At 30.7% G+C, this 17,067-nt stretch carries 16 protein-coding genes and 1 pseudogene; 4 read left to right on the top strand and 13 right to left on the bottom strand.

From position 1 onward, the window contains the following. Nucleotides 1-56: 56 nt before the first annotated feature. The 5 genes and pseudogenes from L1S46_RS10665 to L1S46_RS10645 form a co-directional block, all read right to left on the bottom strand. Nucleotides 57-304, bottom strand: a pseudogene (locus L1S46_RS10665) (DUF2200 family protein); the annotation flags it as partial. Nucleotides 305-316: 12 nt separating this feature from the next. Beyond that, nucleotides 317-1,204: a Virginiamycin B lyase gene (locus tag L1S46_RS10660; protein WP_238899957.1), complete on the bottom strand. Its 888-nt coding sequence runs from the start codon at nucleotides 1,202-1,204 to the stop codon at nucleotides 317-319. Nucleotides 1,205-1,738: 534 nt separating this feature from the next. Further along, nucleotides 1,739-2,608, bottom strand: a complete 870-nt coding sequence (locus L1S46_RS10655; protein ID WP_238899956.1) for a methionyl aminopeptidase — start codon at nucleotides 2,606-2,608, stop codon at nucleotides 1,739-1,741. Nucleotides 2,609-2,628: 20 nt separating this feature from the next. Next, nucleotides 2,629-3,309: a DUF5680 domain-containing protein gene (locus L1S46_RS10650; protein WP_238899955.1), complete on the bottom strand. Its 681-nt coding sequence runs from the start codon at nucleotides 3,307-3,309 to the stop codon at nucleotides 2,629-2,631. Between the two features lie 553 nt (nucleotides 3,310-3,862). After that, nucleotides 3,863-4,888 carry an aldehyde reductase gene (locus L1S46_RS10645; protein WP_238899954.1) on the bottom strand — a complete coding sequence of 342 codons (1,026 nt, stop codon included), beginning with the start codon at nucleotides 4,886-4,888 and terminating at the stop codon, nucleotides 3,863-3,865. Between the two features lie 116 nt (nucleotides 4,889-5,004). On the opposite strand from L1S46_RS10645, the gene L1S46_RS10640 reads away from it, so the two are divergent. Continuing rightward, a complete protein-coding gene (locus L1S46_RS10640) occupies nucleotides 5,005-5,526 on the top strand; it encodes a TetR/AcrR family transcriptional regulator (RefSeq protein WP_012059788.1) in 522 nt (173 codons plus the stop codon). 98 nt (nucleotides 5,527-5,624) lie between these two features. Here the strand turns inward: L1S46_RS10640 and L1S46_RS10635 are convergent, their stop codons facing one another. Beyond that, nucleotides 5,625-6,188, bottom strand: a complete 564-nt coding sequence (locus L1S46_RS10635) for a flavodoxin family protein (RefSeq protein WP_238899953.1) — start codon at nucleotides 6,186-6,188, stop codon at nucleotides 5,625-5,627. 196 nt (nucleotides 6,189-6,384) lie between these two features. Between L1S46_RS10635 and L1S46_RS10630 the strand changes: the two genes are divergently transcribed. Then, a complete protein-coding gene (locus tag L1S46_RS10630) occupies nucleotides 6,385-6,762 on the top strand; it encodes a helix-turn-helix domain-containing protein (RefSeq protein WP_238899952.1) in 378 nt (125 codons plus the stop codon). A gap of 107 nt (nucleotides 6,763-6,869) precedes the next feature. Here L1S46_RS10630 and L1S46_RS10625 read toward each other — a convergent pair whose 3' ends face one another. Together L1S46_RS10625 and L1S46_RS10620 are read right to left on the bottom strand one after the other, a co-directional pair. After that, complete coding sequence (locus L1S46_RS10625; protein WP_238899951.1) at nucleotides 6,870-7,688, bottom strand: hypothetical protein; 819 nt, start codon at nucleotides 7,686-7,688, stop codon at nucleotides 6,870-6,872. Next, a complete protein-coding gene (locus L1S46_RS10620; protein WP_077830586.1) occupies nucleotides 7,681-8,262 on the bottom strand; it encodes an RNA polymerase sigma factor in 582 nt (193 codons plus the stop codon). Before L1S46_RS10620 ends, L1S46_RS10625 begins: the two co-directional genes overlap by 8 nt. Before the next feature lie 312 nt (nucleotides 8,263-8,574). Between L1S46_RS10620 and L1S46_RS10615 the strand changes: the two genes are divergently transcribed. Together L1S46_RS10615 and L1S46_RS10610 are read left to right on the top strand one after the other, a co-directional pair. Then, nucleotides 8,575-9,864 (top strand): hypothetical protein, encoded by a 1,290-nt coding sequence (locus tag L1S46_RS10615; protein WP_238899950.1) that lies wholly within the window; start codon nucleotides 8,575-8,577, stop codon nucleotides 9,862-9,864. A gap of 66 nt (nucleotides 9,865-9,930) precedes the next feature. Further along, a complete protein-coding gene (locus tag L1S46_RS10610) occupies nucleotides 9,931-11,175 on the top strand; it encodes a DUF4179 domain-containing protein (protein WP_077830584.1) in 1,245 nt (414 codons plus the stop codon). Between the two features lie 95 nt (nucleotides 11,176-11,270). Here L1S46_RS10610 and L1S46_RS10605 read toward each other — a convergent pair whose 3' ends face one another. The 5 genes from L1S46_RS10605 to L1S46_RS10585 all read right to left on the bottom strand — a co-directional run bounded on the left by L1S46_RS10605 (nucleotide 11,271) and on the right by L1S46_RS10585 (nucleotide 17,010). Further along, complete coding sequence (locus L1S46_RS10605) at nucleotides 11,271-13,265, bottom strand: methyl-accepting chemotaxis protein (protein WP_238899949.1); 1,995 nt, start codon at nucleotides 13,263-13,265, stop codon at nucleotides 11,271-11,273. Nucleotides 13,266-13,773: 508 nt separating this feature from the next. Further along, nucleotides 13,774-14,625, bottom strand: a complete 852-nt coding sequence (locus tag L1S46_RS10600; RefSeq protein ID WP_238899948.1) for an alpha/beta hydrolase — start codon at nucleotides 14,623-14,625, stop codon at nucleotides 13,774-13,776. Between the two features lie 17 nt (nucleotides 14,626-14,642). Further along, nucleotides 14,643-15,005 (bottom strand): DUF4180 domain-containing protein, encoded by a 363-nt coding sequence (locus tag L1S46_RS10595; protein WP_238948695.1) that lies wholly within the window; start codon nucleotides 15,003-15,005, stop codon nucleotides 14,643-14,645. Between the two features lie 15 nt (nucleotides 15,006-15,020). Further along, nucleotides 15,021-15,509, bottom strand: a complete 489-nt coding sequence (locus L1S46_RS10590) for a helix-turn-helix domain-containing protein (RefSeq protein WP_171787844.1) — start codon at nucleotides 15,507-15,509, stop codon at nucleotides 15,021-15,023. A gap of 469 nt (nucleotides 15,510-15,978) precedes the next feature. Then, nucleotides 15,979-17,010: a 4Fe-4S double cluster binding domain-containing protein gene (locus L1S46_RS10585; protein WP_238899946.1), complete on the bottom strand. Its 1,032-nt coding sequence runs from the start codon at nucleotides 17,008-17,010 to the stop codon at nucleotides 15,979-15,981. Between the last annotated feature and the right edge of the window lie 57 nt (nucleotides 17,011-17,067).

Below are 17,067 nucleotides of genomic sequence, written 5' to 3'. Positions count from 1 at the left end.
TTATAATAAATGGAGTAGGATGAAAACAATTATTTTGTTTCCATCCTCTCACACCACTATACTTCAGCAATCACCCTACAAGGGAGCCCTGAAAATCCGCTCATATTTACTGGGAAAGTATCTACTTTAAATGGTTTATCAGCTGCTTTTTCTAATTCATCTATTAGCTTATCTAAATAGCGAATTTCCTGAATAGTTGGTTCTTCAATCTCTTCCACTTGAACACCACAGACAACTCCTTTAATCAAAGTTCGCATATGATTCATTTGTGGGCTGACCCAAAGAAAGTCTCAGAGTCAGTCTTATTTCTGGAATTTTACAAAAGTATTAATTGTCCTATTTTATTGCATTCCTCAGCAAACCAAATTGCTTTATCTGGTCCTACTGCTATTCCATGTGGTTCTGAATTTGCTGTAGGAATTTCATATTCACTAACATCTCCACTTGTTGTAATTCTGCCTATTTGATTGCTTCCCCATTGAGTAAACCAAAGTGCTCCATCACTACCAGTAATAATTGCATGCGGTCTGGCCTTTACAGTTTTCAAATCATACTCATTAATAATTCCTTCCGTTGTAATTCTTCCTATTCTATTTCCGTTTATTTCTACAAACCACAATGCTCCATCAGGCCCACTTGTAATTCCAACTGGTCCTGACCCTATTGTAGGTATAGTATATTCAGTAATCTCTCCGAGCATAGTAATTTTGCCTATTTTATTGCCTTGATTCTCTGTAAACCAAAGTACACCATCACTGCCACATACTATAGAAGACGGGTATGAACTATCATTAGGTAATTTGTATTCTATAACCTCTCCTAAATTTGAAATTCTACCTATCTTATTTCCTGTAAGTTCTGTAAACCATATTGCTCCATCAGGTCCTTCAGTTATCCCAAAAGGTCCTGAATCAGCAGTTGGGATACTGTATTCTACTATTTCACCTTTTATTGTGATTTTCCCTATTTTATTAGCATTATATTCCGAAAACCATAAATCTCCATTCGTCCCAGAAACTATTATTGAAAGTCCAGCATCCTGTGATGGAACAAGGTATTCTTCTATTTCACCTTTTACAGTAATTCTTCCTATCTTATTCGCTTTATTTTCTGTAAACCATAGTGCTTCATCAATACCTGCAGTAATTCCATATGGACCTGATAGAGATGTCGGAATGTAATATTCATTAATCTTTATATTCATTAAATTTTAACTCCTTATTTTATATAAATTTTCTCCAATTGAAAAATATCAATATATATATTTTCCCAAATAATACATACAACGTATTAAAATATTTATTAAGTTACTAAAAGCATAAAAAATCCCCTCTAGTTTACTGGAGAGGATGTCAATTATTTTCATATCTAAAAATTACCCTTAACTGCTATGAAATGCACCTAAAACTATGGAAAAGCTAACAATTCAACTTTAGTCCATTAATTTTCTTTACACTTCTCAAAATAGAAAAAACATTTTTGCTAACAAAAATATTGTGATATTCCCATACTAAAAGGTATATTATTAGCTAATCATCCACTCCAGCGTATAACAAAAAAACACAAACTTGCGCTTATTGTAAAATTGGGCTTGAAAGTGAATTAATAAATCATAGCTAATATAATACCTCCCATTCTTAAATCATAAAGAAATTATATAAATAATAGATTTTATTTGTCAAATAAGAATTATTTAATTCTTTGCTTATTTATATAACAAATAGGTGAAATTACATAATTATTTTGAAATAACTTCTACCCCATCTTCTGTTACAAGAACTGTGTGTTCCCATTGTGCTGAAAGAGAACCATCAGCTGTCAATGCAGTCCATCCATTATCCTCATCTATAAATATTTCATAACTTCCAGCATTTATCATTGGTTCAATTGTGAACACCATTCCAGGCGCCAAAACCATATCTGTTCCTCTTTTTCCAAAATGAAAAACAAATGGATCTTCATGAATATCTAAACCAACTCCATGTCCTCCAAATTCTCTAACTACTGAATAGCCATTATTTTCTGCATGTTCCTGAATTGCTGCTCCAATATCTCCTAAAAATGCCCAAGGTTTAACTGCTTCCAGTCCTTTATTTACGCATTCTTTAGTTACTTGAACCAATTTTCTGGCTTCTTCACTTACTTCACCAATCATAAACATTCTTGATGCATCTGAATAATATCCATTTAATATAGTAGTAGCATCCACATTTACAATATCCCCATTTTTAAGGACAACATCGTCACTTGGTATTCCATGACATACTTCATTATTTATTGATATACAAATACTTTTAGGAAATCCATCATAATTAAGGTCTGCTGGAATTCCACCCTTTGATATAGTATAATCATATGCTAATTTATCTATCTGCTCTGTTGTCATGCCTTCTTTGATGTTTTCACTAATCAAATCTAAAAGACCATTATTAACCTCTGCACTCTTTCTTATTCCTTCAATTTGCTCTTTTGTTTTTATAAGATCTCTTGTTGGTACTATATGTCCTTTTCTTTTTAAGTCACTTAATTTCTTATCAAATTCTAAATGACAATTTTTATACTTCACTCCACTTTTACACCAACATAAATCATTTCTGTTTAATATCATAATATTACTCCTTGTTTTAACTATTTAATTGATCCTCCATGAAAATAACATTCATAAACTTTAATATTACCAAAATATATTTCCTCATGCCCTTGAAACCACTTAAATTCACCATTTATAATGCAATGATATTTATACTGTCCATTTTGATAAATAATAGGACCTCTATATGGATTCTCTTCAGTTACTAAACTCAAAGCTTCCTTTAAAAAACTATCTGAAAATCTTTCATCCAAAACTCTTCCAGTATAATTCATTGACCAAAATGGAATATCATCTTGCCACAAACCTTCTTCCCCAGAAAATCTTTCTCCACCTAAATAGGTATCAATATATTTTAAGTTTCCTTCTACATATTCTAAATCATGCGAATTTGGTCTTGAAGATTTACACTCTCCACCATTTCCAGCATACGTAGCTTTTTTAGCCCTACATAGAAAATCAATTATATTTCTATTTATATTATTAACTTTATTTTCTTCTATTGATAACCTACAATTTTCTTCATAATCATTGACTAATTTATCAATGCTTACTTTAAAGAACTCACTTAATGCAATTAATCTAGCTATATCTGGATATGACTGTCCTACTTCCCATTTTGCAACTGATTGTCTTGATATGCCTAAGAATTCAGCTAATTTTTCTTGCGATAGACCTTTTGCTTTTCTAAGTGTTTGCAATTGTTCCTGAAAACTCATAGTTTAACCCCTCCTGGTATTAGTATACTTACAATATTATCATATTTCTACCACCTAAATATAACACAGTTGACAACTAAAAGTTGCATTTAATAAAAAAGTAATTCTAATACCAAACATTCTCTGCCTTATTATTTGCTTATGATGAAGTTCTCCGTAACATCAGCAAATAATAGAACTACTCATCTTTTTTATTCTGATTCATTGTCGGTCATTGCTGATATTTTGTTGTCCTCCATCACCTTGTTGGTTAGAAACAAAGCTGGAATAATTCCTATCACCATGAATATTATACTTGTAATAAAACCTGCCTGAAAAGCTTGATGCCTCTTTCTTGTAACTCAAGTGTCGGTCATTTCTGCTTATCACCAATATTCCTTAATATAAAGCAGCCCAGAAGCATTGTAATATATTGCTTCTGGGCTGTTTTTTCGCCTTTATTTACGATACTATTCACCGTGTCGCTGTCAAGTGCTATTTTTGCTTAAGAGAAGACAACTCAAAAACTTAATGATTGTCTGCTATCTAGAGAACCTTAGTATAATTTTAATGTCTATTTATCAATTAATCCAAGTTCAATCATACTTTTTGCAGTTGCCACGATTGCTTCTTCTGCTGATCTTGGCTGCCAGCCAAGTAACTTTTTAGCTTTTGCGTTGCTACAAGCTGTGTTTTGTCCTAAAAACGTTGCTGGCATACGTAAATCCTTTTTAAAAATTGCCATAAATTTAATCATAAAATCCGGCAGTGCCTTAGTAGATACTTTTTTTGCTGTACTTCCTAAGTATCTCTGCAAAATTTTCGCTTCTTCTTTATATGTCAGATTTTCACCTGTAGTAGCAATAAATCGCTCCCCAGCTGCTTCTGGACATGTCATCGCAAGCAAATGTAATTCTGCAACATCTCTCACATCAACGTAATCAAATCCAATATTTAAGAGGAATGGCATATCCCCATTTAGCATCGCGCGAATAATTTGATTAGAGTGAGAAAAATCCTGTCCAAGTACAGGTCCCATGACCGCCACAGGATTAACAGCTGAGAGTTCAATATTCTCTTTCTTTGCAAATTCCCAAGCTGCAAGCTCTGCCATAGTTTTTGAACGTTGGTATGCATCAATATTGCCTGACAAGTCAGTCCAATCTTTCTCTGTAAAAATTTCCGGATGAGATTTATGGCCTGAAAGCACTGCCCCTGAGGCAGAAGTTAGGACTACACGTTTAACACCTGCCGCTTTCGCTGCCTTCATCACTCGCAATGTACCATCAACTGCCATTTTCACCATTTCATCACCATCATCAGGACGTGTGGCTGGTGTTGGTGATGCCACATGAATAACATAATTTGCATCAGTTGCAGCCTCTATCCAGTTTATATCACTTGTCAAATCTGTCTGTATAAACTCAAGATTTTCAAAATCAACTGCTCCGCCTTTTGCAAGCATTGACTTAACCTCATCTTGGCGTGACAATGTACGAAGTGTTGTACGAACTCTATATCCCCGTTTCAAAAGCTTTAATATTATGTGTACGGCAATAAAGCCGCTTCCACCTGTTACTAAAACTAATTCTTTTTCCATAATAAATTCCCCCTCACTAAGGTTTCACTTGTAACCTCTGTGCAATTAGCATATACTATTATCAAGATGAAATCAACACAGAAGCGATCATATGTGACAATAAGGGAGGTATTGTAATGGCAGCAACAAATCACTCGCAAGCCATCAAAAAAGATACAAAGGATTTTATAACAACAGCTATGCTGCAGTTGCTTGCAACAGAAAAGTTGTCAGAATTGACAGTTTCACAAGTTTGTAAACGGGCAGGGGTAAGCCGCATGGCTTTTTACCGAAATTTTAACGATCTCGAGCAGATTTTGTATGAGTACTACCAGCCAAAGATTGCGGCTGTATTTTATACGATTCATCAGAATCCATCCTTCTCTGATAAATTTGATATCCAATTAAAGTTCTTCAGCACCTTTAGTGATGATTTACTCTCATCTGTTGACCGTGGATATGAACCAATCATTCAGCAGATTTTCATAGAAGAAATAAACAAATTTTATGCTCCTGATAGTGGTGAATACTGGACAACTTTCATGTCAGCAGGCGTTTATGCTGTTTGGCGAAAATGGTTTCTAAGTGGACAGCAAAAACCCCTCCAAGAAATAATGGAATTCTTTAAGCAATTTGATACATTAAAAAAGACTTTTTAATATTTATGTTTAAATATTAAAAAGATAGAACAATTAGCTTTAAATGTTCTATCTTCATTACACTTTAATTTTTATAAGTTTTATATCTTTCTAGGATTTTATCCAACTAGATTTTCCCCATCCTTAAATGCTCTTAAAGATAACTCCTCTAACGCTTTTGAATCTGGAACAAACTCAGCTCCACAAACATGAATATTGTCCTCTAATTTCCAACCATATGCGTTGAAGACATTAGTAACATATTTAATACCTTCTGCACCTACTTCAGGATTTGAATTAGCTTGAGTAAATATTGTTACTACCTTTTTACCTGGATGTCTAGGTGTAATGGTGTTTCCATCATGGTCAATCAATGGAAATGTACGGTCTAACCAAACTTTTGCTTGACCTGTAATTTGATAGTAGTAGATTGGAGATCCAAATACAATAGCATCTGCTTCATTAATAGCCTCATACATTGGTTTAAGATAATCATTAATAGCACAACCATCATGGGTACGGCAATAGAAGCAGCTTTGGCATCCACGGATCCCAGCATCGTTTAAATTAAATTCTATAATCTCAGCACCTTTAGACTCAGCACCTTTTGCCACTTGTTCTAATAATTTTGAATTATACCCATTCTTTCTTGGACTAGCATTAAAAATAACTACTTTTGACATTTAATATCTCTCCTTTTAAATACAAATATTTCTTAAATTAGATTAACTGTCTACTTACCATATTTATTCTCCTTCATTTGATATTTACTCAAATAAAAGTACTTGGTATAATTATTGTACTTAAATAAATATATATTAACAAGAACGCAGAATTTAATGATTAGGTATTATTTTTCTTACCTAGGGAGGAATCGATATGGCAAGCAAACAAGAATTAGAGAAATATTTAAATACAATAAAGGAATCAGATTTTAATGAAAAATGCTGTATAAAATATGCATTGGAAGTAATCGGAGGCAAATGGAAACTGAATATATTAGGGCAGTTACTAAGAAAGGACGTATGTCGCTTTAATCAATTAAAAAGAGACGTATCCGGAATAACAAATACAATGCTAGCAAATTCATTACGTGAACTCGAGAATGATGAGTTAGTTATTAGAAATCAATATAATGAAATGCCTGTAAGAGTAGAATACACCTTAACTTATAAAGGAAGAAATCTGTTACCATTACTTTATGAATTAACTATTTGGTGGGAGGATTATATAAAGAATAAAGAAATTTCAAAATAATATATTGAAATAAACCAGGCTACATTTTGGAATTTATATCCACAATGTAGCCCATCTTTACACATTCACTAAACAAAGCCCGTCGTGTAATTCCTCAGAGCTTATTTTTATCCTATAACTTCCTTTGCCATATTGATCATGTCATCCTTGCTTAGTTCAGTATAATCCATATTAATAATGCAATAAGATAGTTCATCTTCATACCACATAACTGATTGATTTTGACTAACCTTTATTTCATCTTTTTCACTTCCATATCCAATTTCAAGAAGCCCTTTATCTTCTAAGTCTTTTTCTTCGTCTGTTGGTTTATATCCTTCTGGAACTGATTTGTATTGACTGTTAGTGTATATGATTTTAACTCCATTATATTCTACTTCAGAAGCATTTTTGGGCATGTTTCCATAAAAAGATTTCTCATCTGTTTTTTCAGCAGACATAGCTAAAATCTGGCCTTTTTTAGAACCATCTTTTTTATAATCAAAATCTGCGCTCTTGTATTTTTCAGTAGCGTCTCCTTTTTCATTACGTACTTCATTGTTTGAATAATTAAATGTATCAAATTTAAATCCATTATTAAAGAATTCAACATATTTAGGTGTAAAGCCAACAGTCTCTTTTACTTTATCTTTACTTGGAAAAGTTTTAATTTCAGTTAAATGAGATGTTGAACCAAATATTCCAGAAAGATTAGTTGCTGCAACACATGTTACGGTTGTTGCAATAATGACCATTCCTGCAATTATGAATGTCTTTGGATTTAATAATTTATGTTTCATAGTAAAAACTCCTTTATTATCTTTTTCTCTTAATATTTCATTTCTAATTTTGAAAAACATATTTTCAGGTAATGAAGCATCATCTGCTTTATGAATTAAGGCCTCTTTAATTTTTTGATCTATATTTTCATCAAAATTTTTATCCATCAAGTCCCACCCTCTTCAAATTTCTATGATTATATTCATCGTCACATTTAATTAAACTGCTTTTTAATTTTTTTCTTGCACTATGAAGTCTCGATTTGACCGTTCCTTCAAAGCATCCCATTACTTTTGCAATTTCGCTAACTGTAAGACCATTAAAATAATATAGAACTATTACTGTTTTCTGTTTTAAATCAAGCTTTTCAATTTCTGCATAAAGATTATTATTTTGCTCTTTTCTTAAATATTGCTCTATAGAAGTATCAATATTTTTTTCATCTAATTTTTCAAAAATGTTATCAACTGGCAGTGATTTTTTATCTTTTTTTGCATATCTCCACGCAATTCTCGTAAGCATTTTAAAAAACCATGATTTAAAAAATTCAGGATTTTTAAGACTTTTTATATTTTTATAACAGCTTATGAATGCTTCTTGTACAATATCTTCACTTGTATACTTGCTACCTGTAATAAGATATGAGTATTTGAATGATTCATTTTTATATATTTCAAACAATTCACCTAATGCGTTCATATCACCAGACTGGATTTTTATGACAAGTTCTTCTTCAGACACTTTGCTCTCTCCCTTCGATTCTTATCGATGCATCTATATATTAGAGACATTAAGTTATTAATTGGTTCATTTTTAGAAAAAATTTTTATTCCTTCAATTTATACCAGTAATATCCGTAATTTTATCTGAATTAACATCTGTCTATAAATAATAAATAGAGTAGCATACTGATCTATTATTTTCTAGTTGCTCACTATGAGAATTATGATAAATTTAAGATGAAAATTTTGAAGAAATGGTATACAATACCATTGGAGATAAAATTTCTTACAAAGTTTTACATACAAACTATAGTAAAGGAGATAGATATTTATGATAAATAAAAAATTGATCAAAACCCTTGGTCCTATATTTGGAATCATGACATTTATGTTAGCTTCCGGTATAACTTATACGTCAGCTTTTGCTGATGATACTATAGCAGCAACAGCCGCCACTACTGCTACAACAACTAGTGCCAGTGCTACTTATACAGATAATACGGCTACACCAATTAAAGATTATTCTATAGCTATAAATAAAAGTTCAGAAGAAAATGGGATTAAGGTGACTGTTAGTAGTGCACTAGCTACAAAACATAATTTAAGGGTAACTCTTAAAATTGAAGGAATCACTGATCCTAAAGCAATTGAACATAATAATTCGCTTTTTCAAGTATCATATGGGAACAAAGATTATGGCTTTAGCTCTACCTCTTCTAGGCAATATGCAGATGATAAAACTATGTTTTTAACCTTAGAAAAAAATAATTACGAAGGTGAATATCCTGAAAGTGGAAACTTAAGAGTTGATGTAGTCCTTTCAAATTATAAAGTTAATATTGGCATGGATGTACCTGTAGATTTCACTAATTCTATTAATAAAGTATTTACTAAAAATATTTCAGGAACAATACCTGAGATTAATTATACTTTGAAACAATTAGATTCAGATTCTATGGGGACAACCATAAGCTATACTCGTCCTAAACACAATGAAGATGAAATTGATGGCAATAATGATTTTTGGGATTCACAAATATTATTAAAAGTTGATAACAATTTTTATAAATTAAATTCTAGAATAAGTAGCCTTAGAGACGACGGAACATTTATTGGGTATTATGCATCTAAATTGCCAGATTATGATACTGTTAAAAATGGAAAGGATATAAGTGTAATTCCAATACTTTATAAAGTCTCAATGGATGATTCTCTTATGATATCTAATAATAGTAATAAAAACACTACCACCGACTCTGCAAACAACTTAACTTATGAAAAAGAGTTCAGCTCTTCTAGAGGATTGAAGGGTACAATATATAATGTTGAAAGAAATGATAATAGTGTAAAGGTATATTGCAAAGGACAGTCTGAATTAGAAAGTTTAATTATAGCAAGCAATATTTCTTTGAACTACAATCATCTTAAAGGACAAAATGATCCTACTATTTATAATTACAATAAGTTTGCAAGCTTTTATAAGGATCCAAAAGATTCCCTTGGCTACATTGTAGAATTTGATAATGTTGATAAAAATAAAGCTGCTACTTTAAATATTAGTCCTATGATAAAAGAAATTACTACTTACAAAATGAGTGATGAAATAAAACTATCAAATTAATGAACTCTATATTAAATTTATGGAAAATTATATCCATATAAAAAATTATTAAAGTGAGGAGATTTTATGATAAACAAAAAAACAAATAGGTTATTAAGTTCCATGCTAGGAGCTGCTTTAATTATCGGACTTATTCAAATGCCTGCCTTTGCTGTTGATAATGTACAAGCTCAATCATCCTATGCAGTTAACTCTGGATTAATTGGAAATAACAATTCTGTTGAGCAAAATGGAGTTAAAATAACTCTAAATAGTGTTATTGGAACAAAAAATGACCTCAAAGCTACAATCACGATCCAAACCCCAACGCCTTTTGATAAAGATGACAGAGAAGAAGCAAATGTTTTATTAAATTATGGTGACAATAAATTTAATGGTGGAAGTACGTCATTTAGGCATACAGATGACAAGACATTAGTTATAACCATTGAATATAGATTGAATAAATCTGTATTACCTGAAAAAGGCCCTTTAAGAATTGATGTAGTAATGCAAAAATACAAGGTTAATGTTGGATTAGATGCAAACGTTGATTTTTCAGACTCATTAAAAAATTCAATGGAAAAGGATTATTCAATTAATATTCCTCAATTTGATTCTACATTTAATAAGTTAGAATCCGATATTTTGGGCACTCATCTTTCTTTCACTGAACCGGAAGAAACTTCTTTAATGCGAAATAATGATGTATTAACCGAACATTCCTTTATCTTAAAAGCTGGAGATAAAATGTATTCGTTGAGACATTCTAACAGCTATTCATCTAGCAGTGATAAAGATGACAGGTCAATAGTAACTACTTATGAAGCAGAAGGAGCAACTTATGAAAAAATAAAAGATCAAACATCCATAAGCTTAATCCCTATAAGTTTTACTATTAACTCAAAGGATCAAAAAAACTTATATAAAGAAGAACATAATGATAAAGACATGCAAACTATCAATAATGTAAGTTATGCCAAGACTTTTGATTTTTCTGATGGAAGTAAAGGCGAAATCTATAATATTCAAAGAGACGATAATAGCGTAAAAGTTTACCTAAAAGGAGCAAATCAAAAAGAAGGCTTATTACTAGCAGGTAGTTTGTTTATGGATTATAAAGATGAGAATAGTAAAAAAGATTATTATGATCATGATTATTACGACGGTAACGAACGCACTACTTTCTATAAAGACCCAAATGATTCTTTAGGTTATATTGTAGAATTTAATAATGTAAAAAAGGACGTAAATACTCAAATAAACTACGACCCAACTATAAGTTTAATTAATGCATTTACCGTTGGAGATGAGATCCAATTATCTAAGTAAATATATCAAAGTTATAGTCTAAACTTAGAGACATTACAATTATTAAAACAGATAAAGCATCACTATAGATATTAAATTTATAGTGATGCTTTATTTTAAACTTTAAACTTATTTGCTTCCTCTATCATTTCGTTAGTCATATCACTAAGCATTTGTGCAGAAGATGCTACTTCTTCTGTTGAAGCATTCACTTCCTCTGATGATGCTGAAATTTCTTCTGCTGATGCCGAGACTTCTACTGAAATTGAAGATAATCCATTTATTCTATTCAAAATGGCATTCTTATCATTTTCTATGTTATCAGCAGAACTTTTAACTGTTTCAATTTTAGGAATCACTTCATCCACTGCTTGTATTATTTTCTTGAAAGATGCTATTGAATTATCTATAATTTTACCTTGATTTCTCATTTCATCATCCATAGTAGTCGATTCCTGAACTATAATATCAGCATTGTTAGATATTAAACTTATTAATTTACTAATATTTTCAGATGATTCTTTTGATTGTTCAGCAAGCTTTCTTATTTCATCAGCAACTACTGAAAATCCTCTTCCTGCTTCTCCTGCCCTAGCTGCTTCAATAGCCGCATTTAGTGCCAATAAATCTGTTTGCTCTGCAATACTATTTATAAGACTTGTAATCTCATTTATTTCGTTTATGTCTTTTCCAAGTGATATAACTTTACTATAAAACTCTTTAAATGAATTGCTCACATTTATTACTGATTGATTCAATCCTTTCATTTCACTACTGCTATCATTTGCCATTAAACTTATTTCTCTAGAATTCGAATCTACAACTTGTATCTCTTTAACCATTCTGGATAACTTATTACTAAATTCATCAAGAATATCTGTTATATTTATTAACTCTTCAGATTGATTACTTGTCCCTTTCGCAACTTCAGATATTGCTTCTGCAACATTTTGTGATACGCTTGCTATCTCTTCTGATATCGATGCTAGATTTTCTGATTGTGAATTAATATTTGAAGAATTTTCTTTCATTTTTTTAATCATTGTTCCTAAAGATTCTTGCATTGATTTCATTGCATTAGTCATAACACCGATTTCATCTTTTGAATTTAAATACCTAGTAGAAACTTCTTCACATAGATTACCTTCTGCTAGTAATTCCAAGTGCTTTGATGTAGACTTTATTCCTTTAGATATACTATTTGAAATTATGTATATTATACCAAGTCCAATTAATATGAATACTATGGATGATATCGCAACTGAAATTTCCAAAGTGCTTAATTCTGATAGTATTTCATTTTTTGTTATTGTTACCCCTACAGACCAATTAGTTTCTTTTACTGGAGCATAGCTTACAAACTTATCTACACCTTCATATTGATATTCGCCCAATCCTGTTTCTCCAGAGATCATTTTCCTTTCAATATTTGCTAACCCCTGTAAATTAGCATCCTTTTCTGCTGCCTCAATTCCATTATACATTTGAGTAACTAAGTCCCTATTTTTATGGGCTATTACTACTCCACTGTTATTTATCATAAATGAAGCGCCTGTTTGCCCAAACTTAACTTGATCTGTTAAATCACTTAAGTCATTACCATCTTGTGATTCCGCTAATACTCCTACAATCTCATTATTGTATTTAATGGGAACCGCATATATAACTAGAAGAGTTCCATCAGTTTTATTTATTAACGGATCTGATACGCTCTTTGTACCACTCATAGCTTTCTTAAAATAGTCTCTATCTTTTACATTAGATGTTAATCCCAATGTATTTATAAGATTTCCATCTTTATCTATATAACTTAGTCTATTGCAGCCAGTCCTCTTAACTTCGCCTGAAAGAATCGAAAGTTTGTCTTGTAATAAACTATTAGGATTATTTATATCTGGTCTTGCAGCAATAGCCTCTAGTGAATTTAATTCTCCCTCAATTCTTCCTTGAATATTACTTGCAGTTTGCTCTGCAATTCTAGGTAAAGTCTTATTTAAATTTGACTTTAATCCATTTAATGAGCTTATAACAGAAACTATGCCTAATCCAATACATGCAATTCCTATTATCAGCCCAAAGAATACTGTTAATTTTGTTTTTATACTTCTCATAATATCCCCCTTTAATATAATTAATACTTGAACTTAAGATGATTAATCCTCTTTAATATCGATCCTAAATTCATATTTTATACAATTTTTGACCTAATAATATTATTATACCATCTTTTCATCAAAATTCGTATTATTATCATCATTGGTTTTCATGAAATATTTTGTTATTTTAAAACCATTCTTTATATTATTGGAAAAACATCTCTATACATGGTCAAATTTGCTCCCACAAGTCATATTTCTTTAAATATTCCGTAGCAAACCTAAGATTTCTTATTATTTTTTAATAAAATTCATCATTACTGTTTTCATTTAATTCTAAGTTGCAGTTTGCCTATCTATAGGGTTAAAATAAAAAGACTCTAGGTTTAAATCCCTGAGCCTTTTTGCTTATATTTACTTTTTCAATCTAATTTAAGTTTTTTATATATAATACTTGTATTCTTATATTCATTATTATTATATATATAAATACACCTGCTTCATTTTTAATGTAATAAAATATTTATTGATCACTAAAATTAAACCATTCTATTATCTTATTTACATCATTAACATTTGAATGTCCAGCCTTAGGTGAAATATTTATTTGCGCATGTGGAAGTAAATTACCTAAACGCCTTGCAGTCTTATCTGAATGTAACATTATATCCTTTGCTCCCACAAATAACACTGTTGGCATGGTTAATAGCTTTAATTCATTATCAGAAAATACAGGAATTGTCTCTTTTCTATAATTGAAGCTCTTTCCTATAAGCTTTTGATATTTTAACATTTCTTCTGGTATCGGCTGATTTCCATTAACTTTATAATATAATTTATCTATGCCTTTTTCTCCCAAAATCCCATAAGCAATAGCTTTAAAAATGAAAGATTTCTTTTGTGGGCCTACGCCAGATGGGCAAAGCAATACAAGTTTAGATGCCATTTCTGGATAACTTACTGAAAACTTTATTGCCAGCCATGCCCCTAATGAAATCCCAATAATATTTGCTCTTTCAACTGATAAATTTTCAAAAACCTCCTTAAGCCATTCTGCATAAGAAGACCCAATTAATGAAGGACGATTTTCATCACTTTTCCCAGGCTCACCCAACATATCTATAGCATACACTCTGTAAGTTTTAGAATACTCCTTTATATCTCTTAACCACATTACAGAATTCATGCCACTGCCATGCAGTAATATAAGAGGTGGATTACTTTTTTCACCGCTAGCTATAATAAACGTCTTTCCATATCTCGTATTTACATAAAACTTTTCATATGATAGTGCCAATTTTTGAAGGAATTTATCATAAAATTTTATAACATCATTTTTTCCTTCATTTGTTTTAAATACTTTGCCCATCTCCATCTATTTTCTCCTTAGTATCATAATTTCGAAATCCAACTTTCAGCTTCTGCAGTGTCCTTAAAAGTTCTAAAATTGTTTCCTTTGTTAGATTCCATGATCATTTCTTTAAATCTATCATTAAGTTTTTCTTCATTTTCTATAATGGCTGCGACTTTCACGTGATAATTTATAAATTTTTGCAACGCCATACCCGCAATCCCAGTCTTAAGATTGAAAAAATCTTCAGATAATACATTTGAATGAAACATAATTGTATAAACGTCATTTTCCATACAAATAGATATACAATCCACCACATCTTGCTCTGAAGAAAGTTTCCATACTTCAGAAGCAAATTCTATATATTTAACATTATTTTTATTTACCACTTTATAATTCAAAACATTCACTCTCCTCTATATATTAGTTTGTTCCACAAGCATAGAAATAGATTTTAGCATTTCTTCAATGAAGCTTACATTCCCCCATAATAAAACCCTTAGCCTGTTTTCTTTTTCATCATATTTCATATTAATTGTTGATTTCCCCATTTTGGGGTCTTTACAATTCATTACTGCTATAAGCGTATTTGATATTCTAAAGTATTGTTCTTTATCCACATCATTTATATCAACAACAGTAGATACATTTATTTTTTGTTTTTCGTGTTCTTTAACTTCTCCATTAGTAAGAAAATCAATACTTGATTCATCACTAGCTTTTTTATTATTTATATTAACATTATTCTTTTCCATAAAAAGACTTAAATCATGACCAGAAATTCTCCATTGCTTTCCCACTTTACTTGCAGCAAGTTTTCCTTCTGTTATAAACTTTCTAATAGTTTTGTGATGCATACCTAATATTTCTGCTACTTTATCTATTGTATAAAATTGATTCTCCATAAAAAATCTACCCTTTCAAAATTGATCTATGGTCAAATTATAATAATTCTTTTTACTTACGTCAAGCATTTTATTGTATTTTATTATACTTTGTTGCACTTTATTGAACCATAATATAAAAATCTCACTACATTATTGCCTTTTCTCAACTACAATTTAGTAAAATTTATATATACCACAATTCACGATGCACATTTCACAATTACGGCTAAAATTCTTGTAATATTCTTAGAATTATGATGAAGAATTAGTTTTGCAATATATAAATCTTTATATTCACAACATTTATCATAAACTTTCTTGCATAAACAAAATAATAAGAAGGAGAACCTCATCCATAATCCGGACTTGGTTCTCCTCCATTACTTAAATATATTACAATTTATAAAGTAAACTCAACTTGTATACACTCGTTCAGTAGCAACAGCATAAGCCGCCATCATTTAATAACTTCTTTGGTTTTAAAAAATTATTTTAAGTTCAATTTTTCAATTGCCCACTCTGCCATTTCTCTTACCTTTGAATTACTATCATTACAAGCATACAGTATATGTTCTTTATATTGCTCTTTATAGTCATTTACCATTACATTAATAGCATTAACTTTCCATTTCCAAACACTTGATTTATCTATATACCAAAACTTAGGCTGCATAACTTCTTCTAAAAATTTATAATCCATTTTGATTATTTTTTCTAGAGATATCTGTTCGCTTAGCTCCTGCAAATTAGGAAATTCTTCTGTTTCCTGCCAACGATTTTTATTCATAGGACATGCATCTTGGCAGGCATCACAACCATAAACCCAATTTCCTATTTCTTCTCTATATTTTTCATTAGTCATATCTCTTCCCATAAATGTAGTTATACAAGATACACATGCTATAGGATTCATTGTATATGGTTTTGATAATGAAGCTGAAGGGCACGCCTTCATGCATAGATTGCATTTATCAGAACAAGGTCTTACATCTGGTATTTCTACTGCTTCTAATTCCTTATCAATAAGCCATGCATCCAAATACACTGATGAGCCATTTTCAGTATAAAAGAAATTATTCTTTCGAACTATTCCAAGTCCAGCTTTCATAGCTGCAAAACGTAATGGTACAAGACCAAAACCTCTTTCAGTTTCTGCTCTAAGCCCTAACTCTTGCATATATTCTTCAAATTTTACGCTATCTTGAAAATCTTTAGAATTCTTATCTTTTCTTGCATCAACCAAATAGTATTTTGCAATCATGCCTTTTAAATGTTCTGGAATATGATATTTGCCATATCTTCTCACACATATTACAATTGATTTTGCCCAAGGATAAGTATCTTGCAATTGTGTAAAACGATATTGACCTTGATAAAAACCTTTAGACTCTGGAACACGTTCAACACGTTCATCAAGTCTTTCTTTATAGCCATCTATATCAGATATTTTAATGATTCCGCACTTTTCATATCCTAAATTTAATGCTGCGCTTTTTATTTTATCTGCTAATAAAGTCATTTTCTCTACACCCTTTCTTAGGTTAGATAAAAGAATAATAAATTATATATGTTGCAA

It is taken from the genome of Clostridium sp. YIM B02500 (assembly GCF_022324665.1).
Taxonomy (GTDB): domain Bacteria; phylum Bacillota; class Clostridia; order Clostridiales; family Clostridiaceae; genus Clostridium; species Clostridium beijerinckii.
This window is presented reverse-complemented; position numbering and strand designations above follow the sequence as displayed.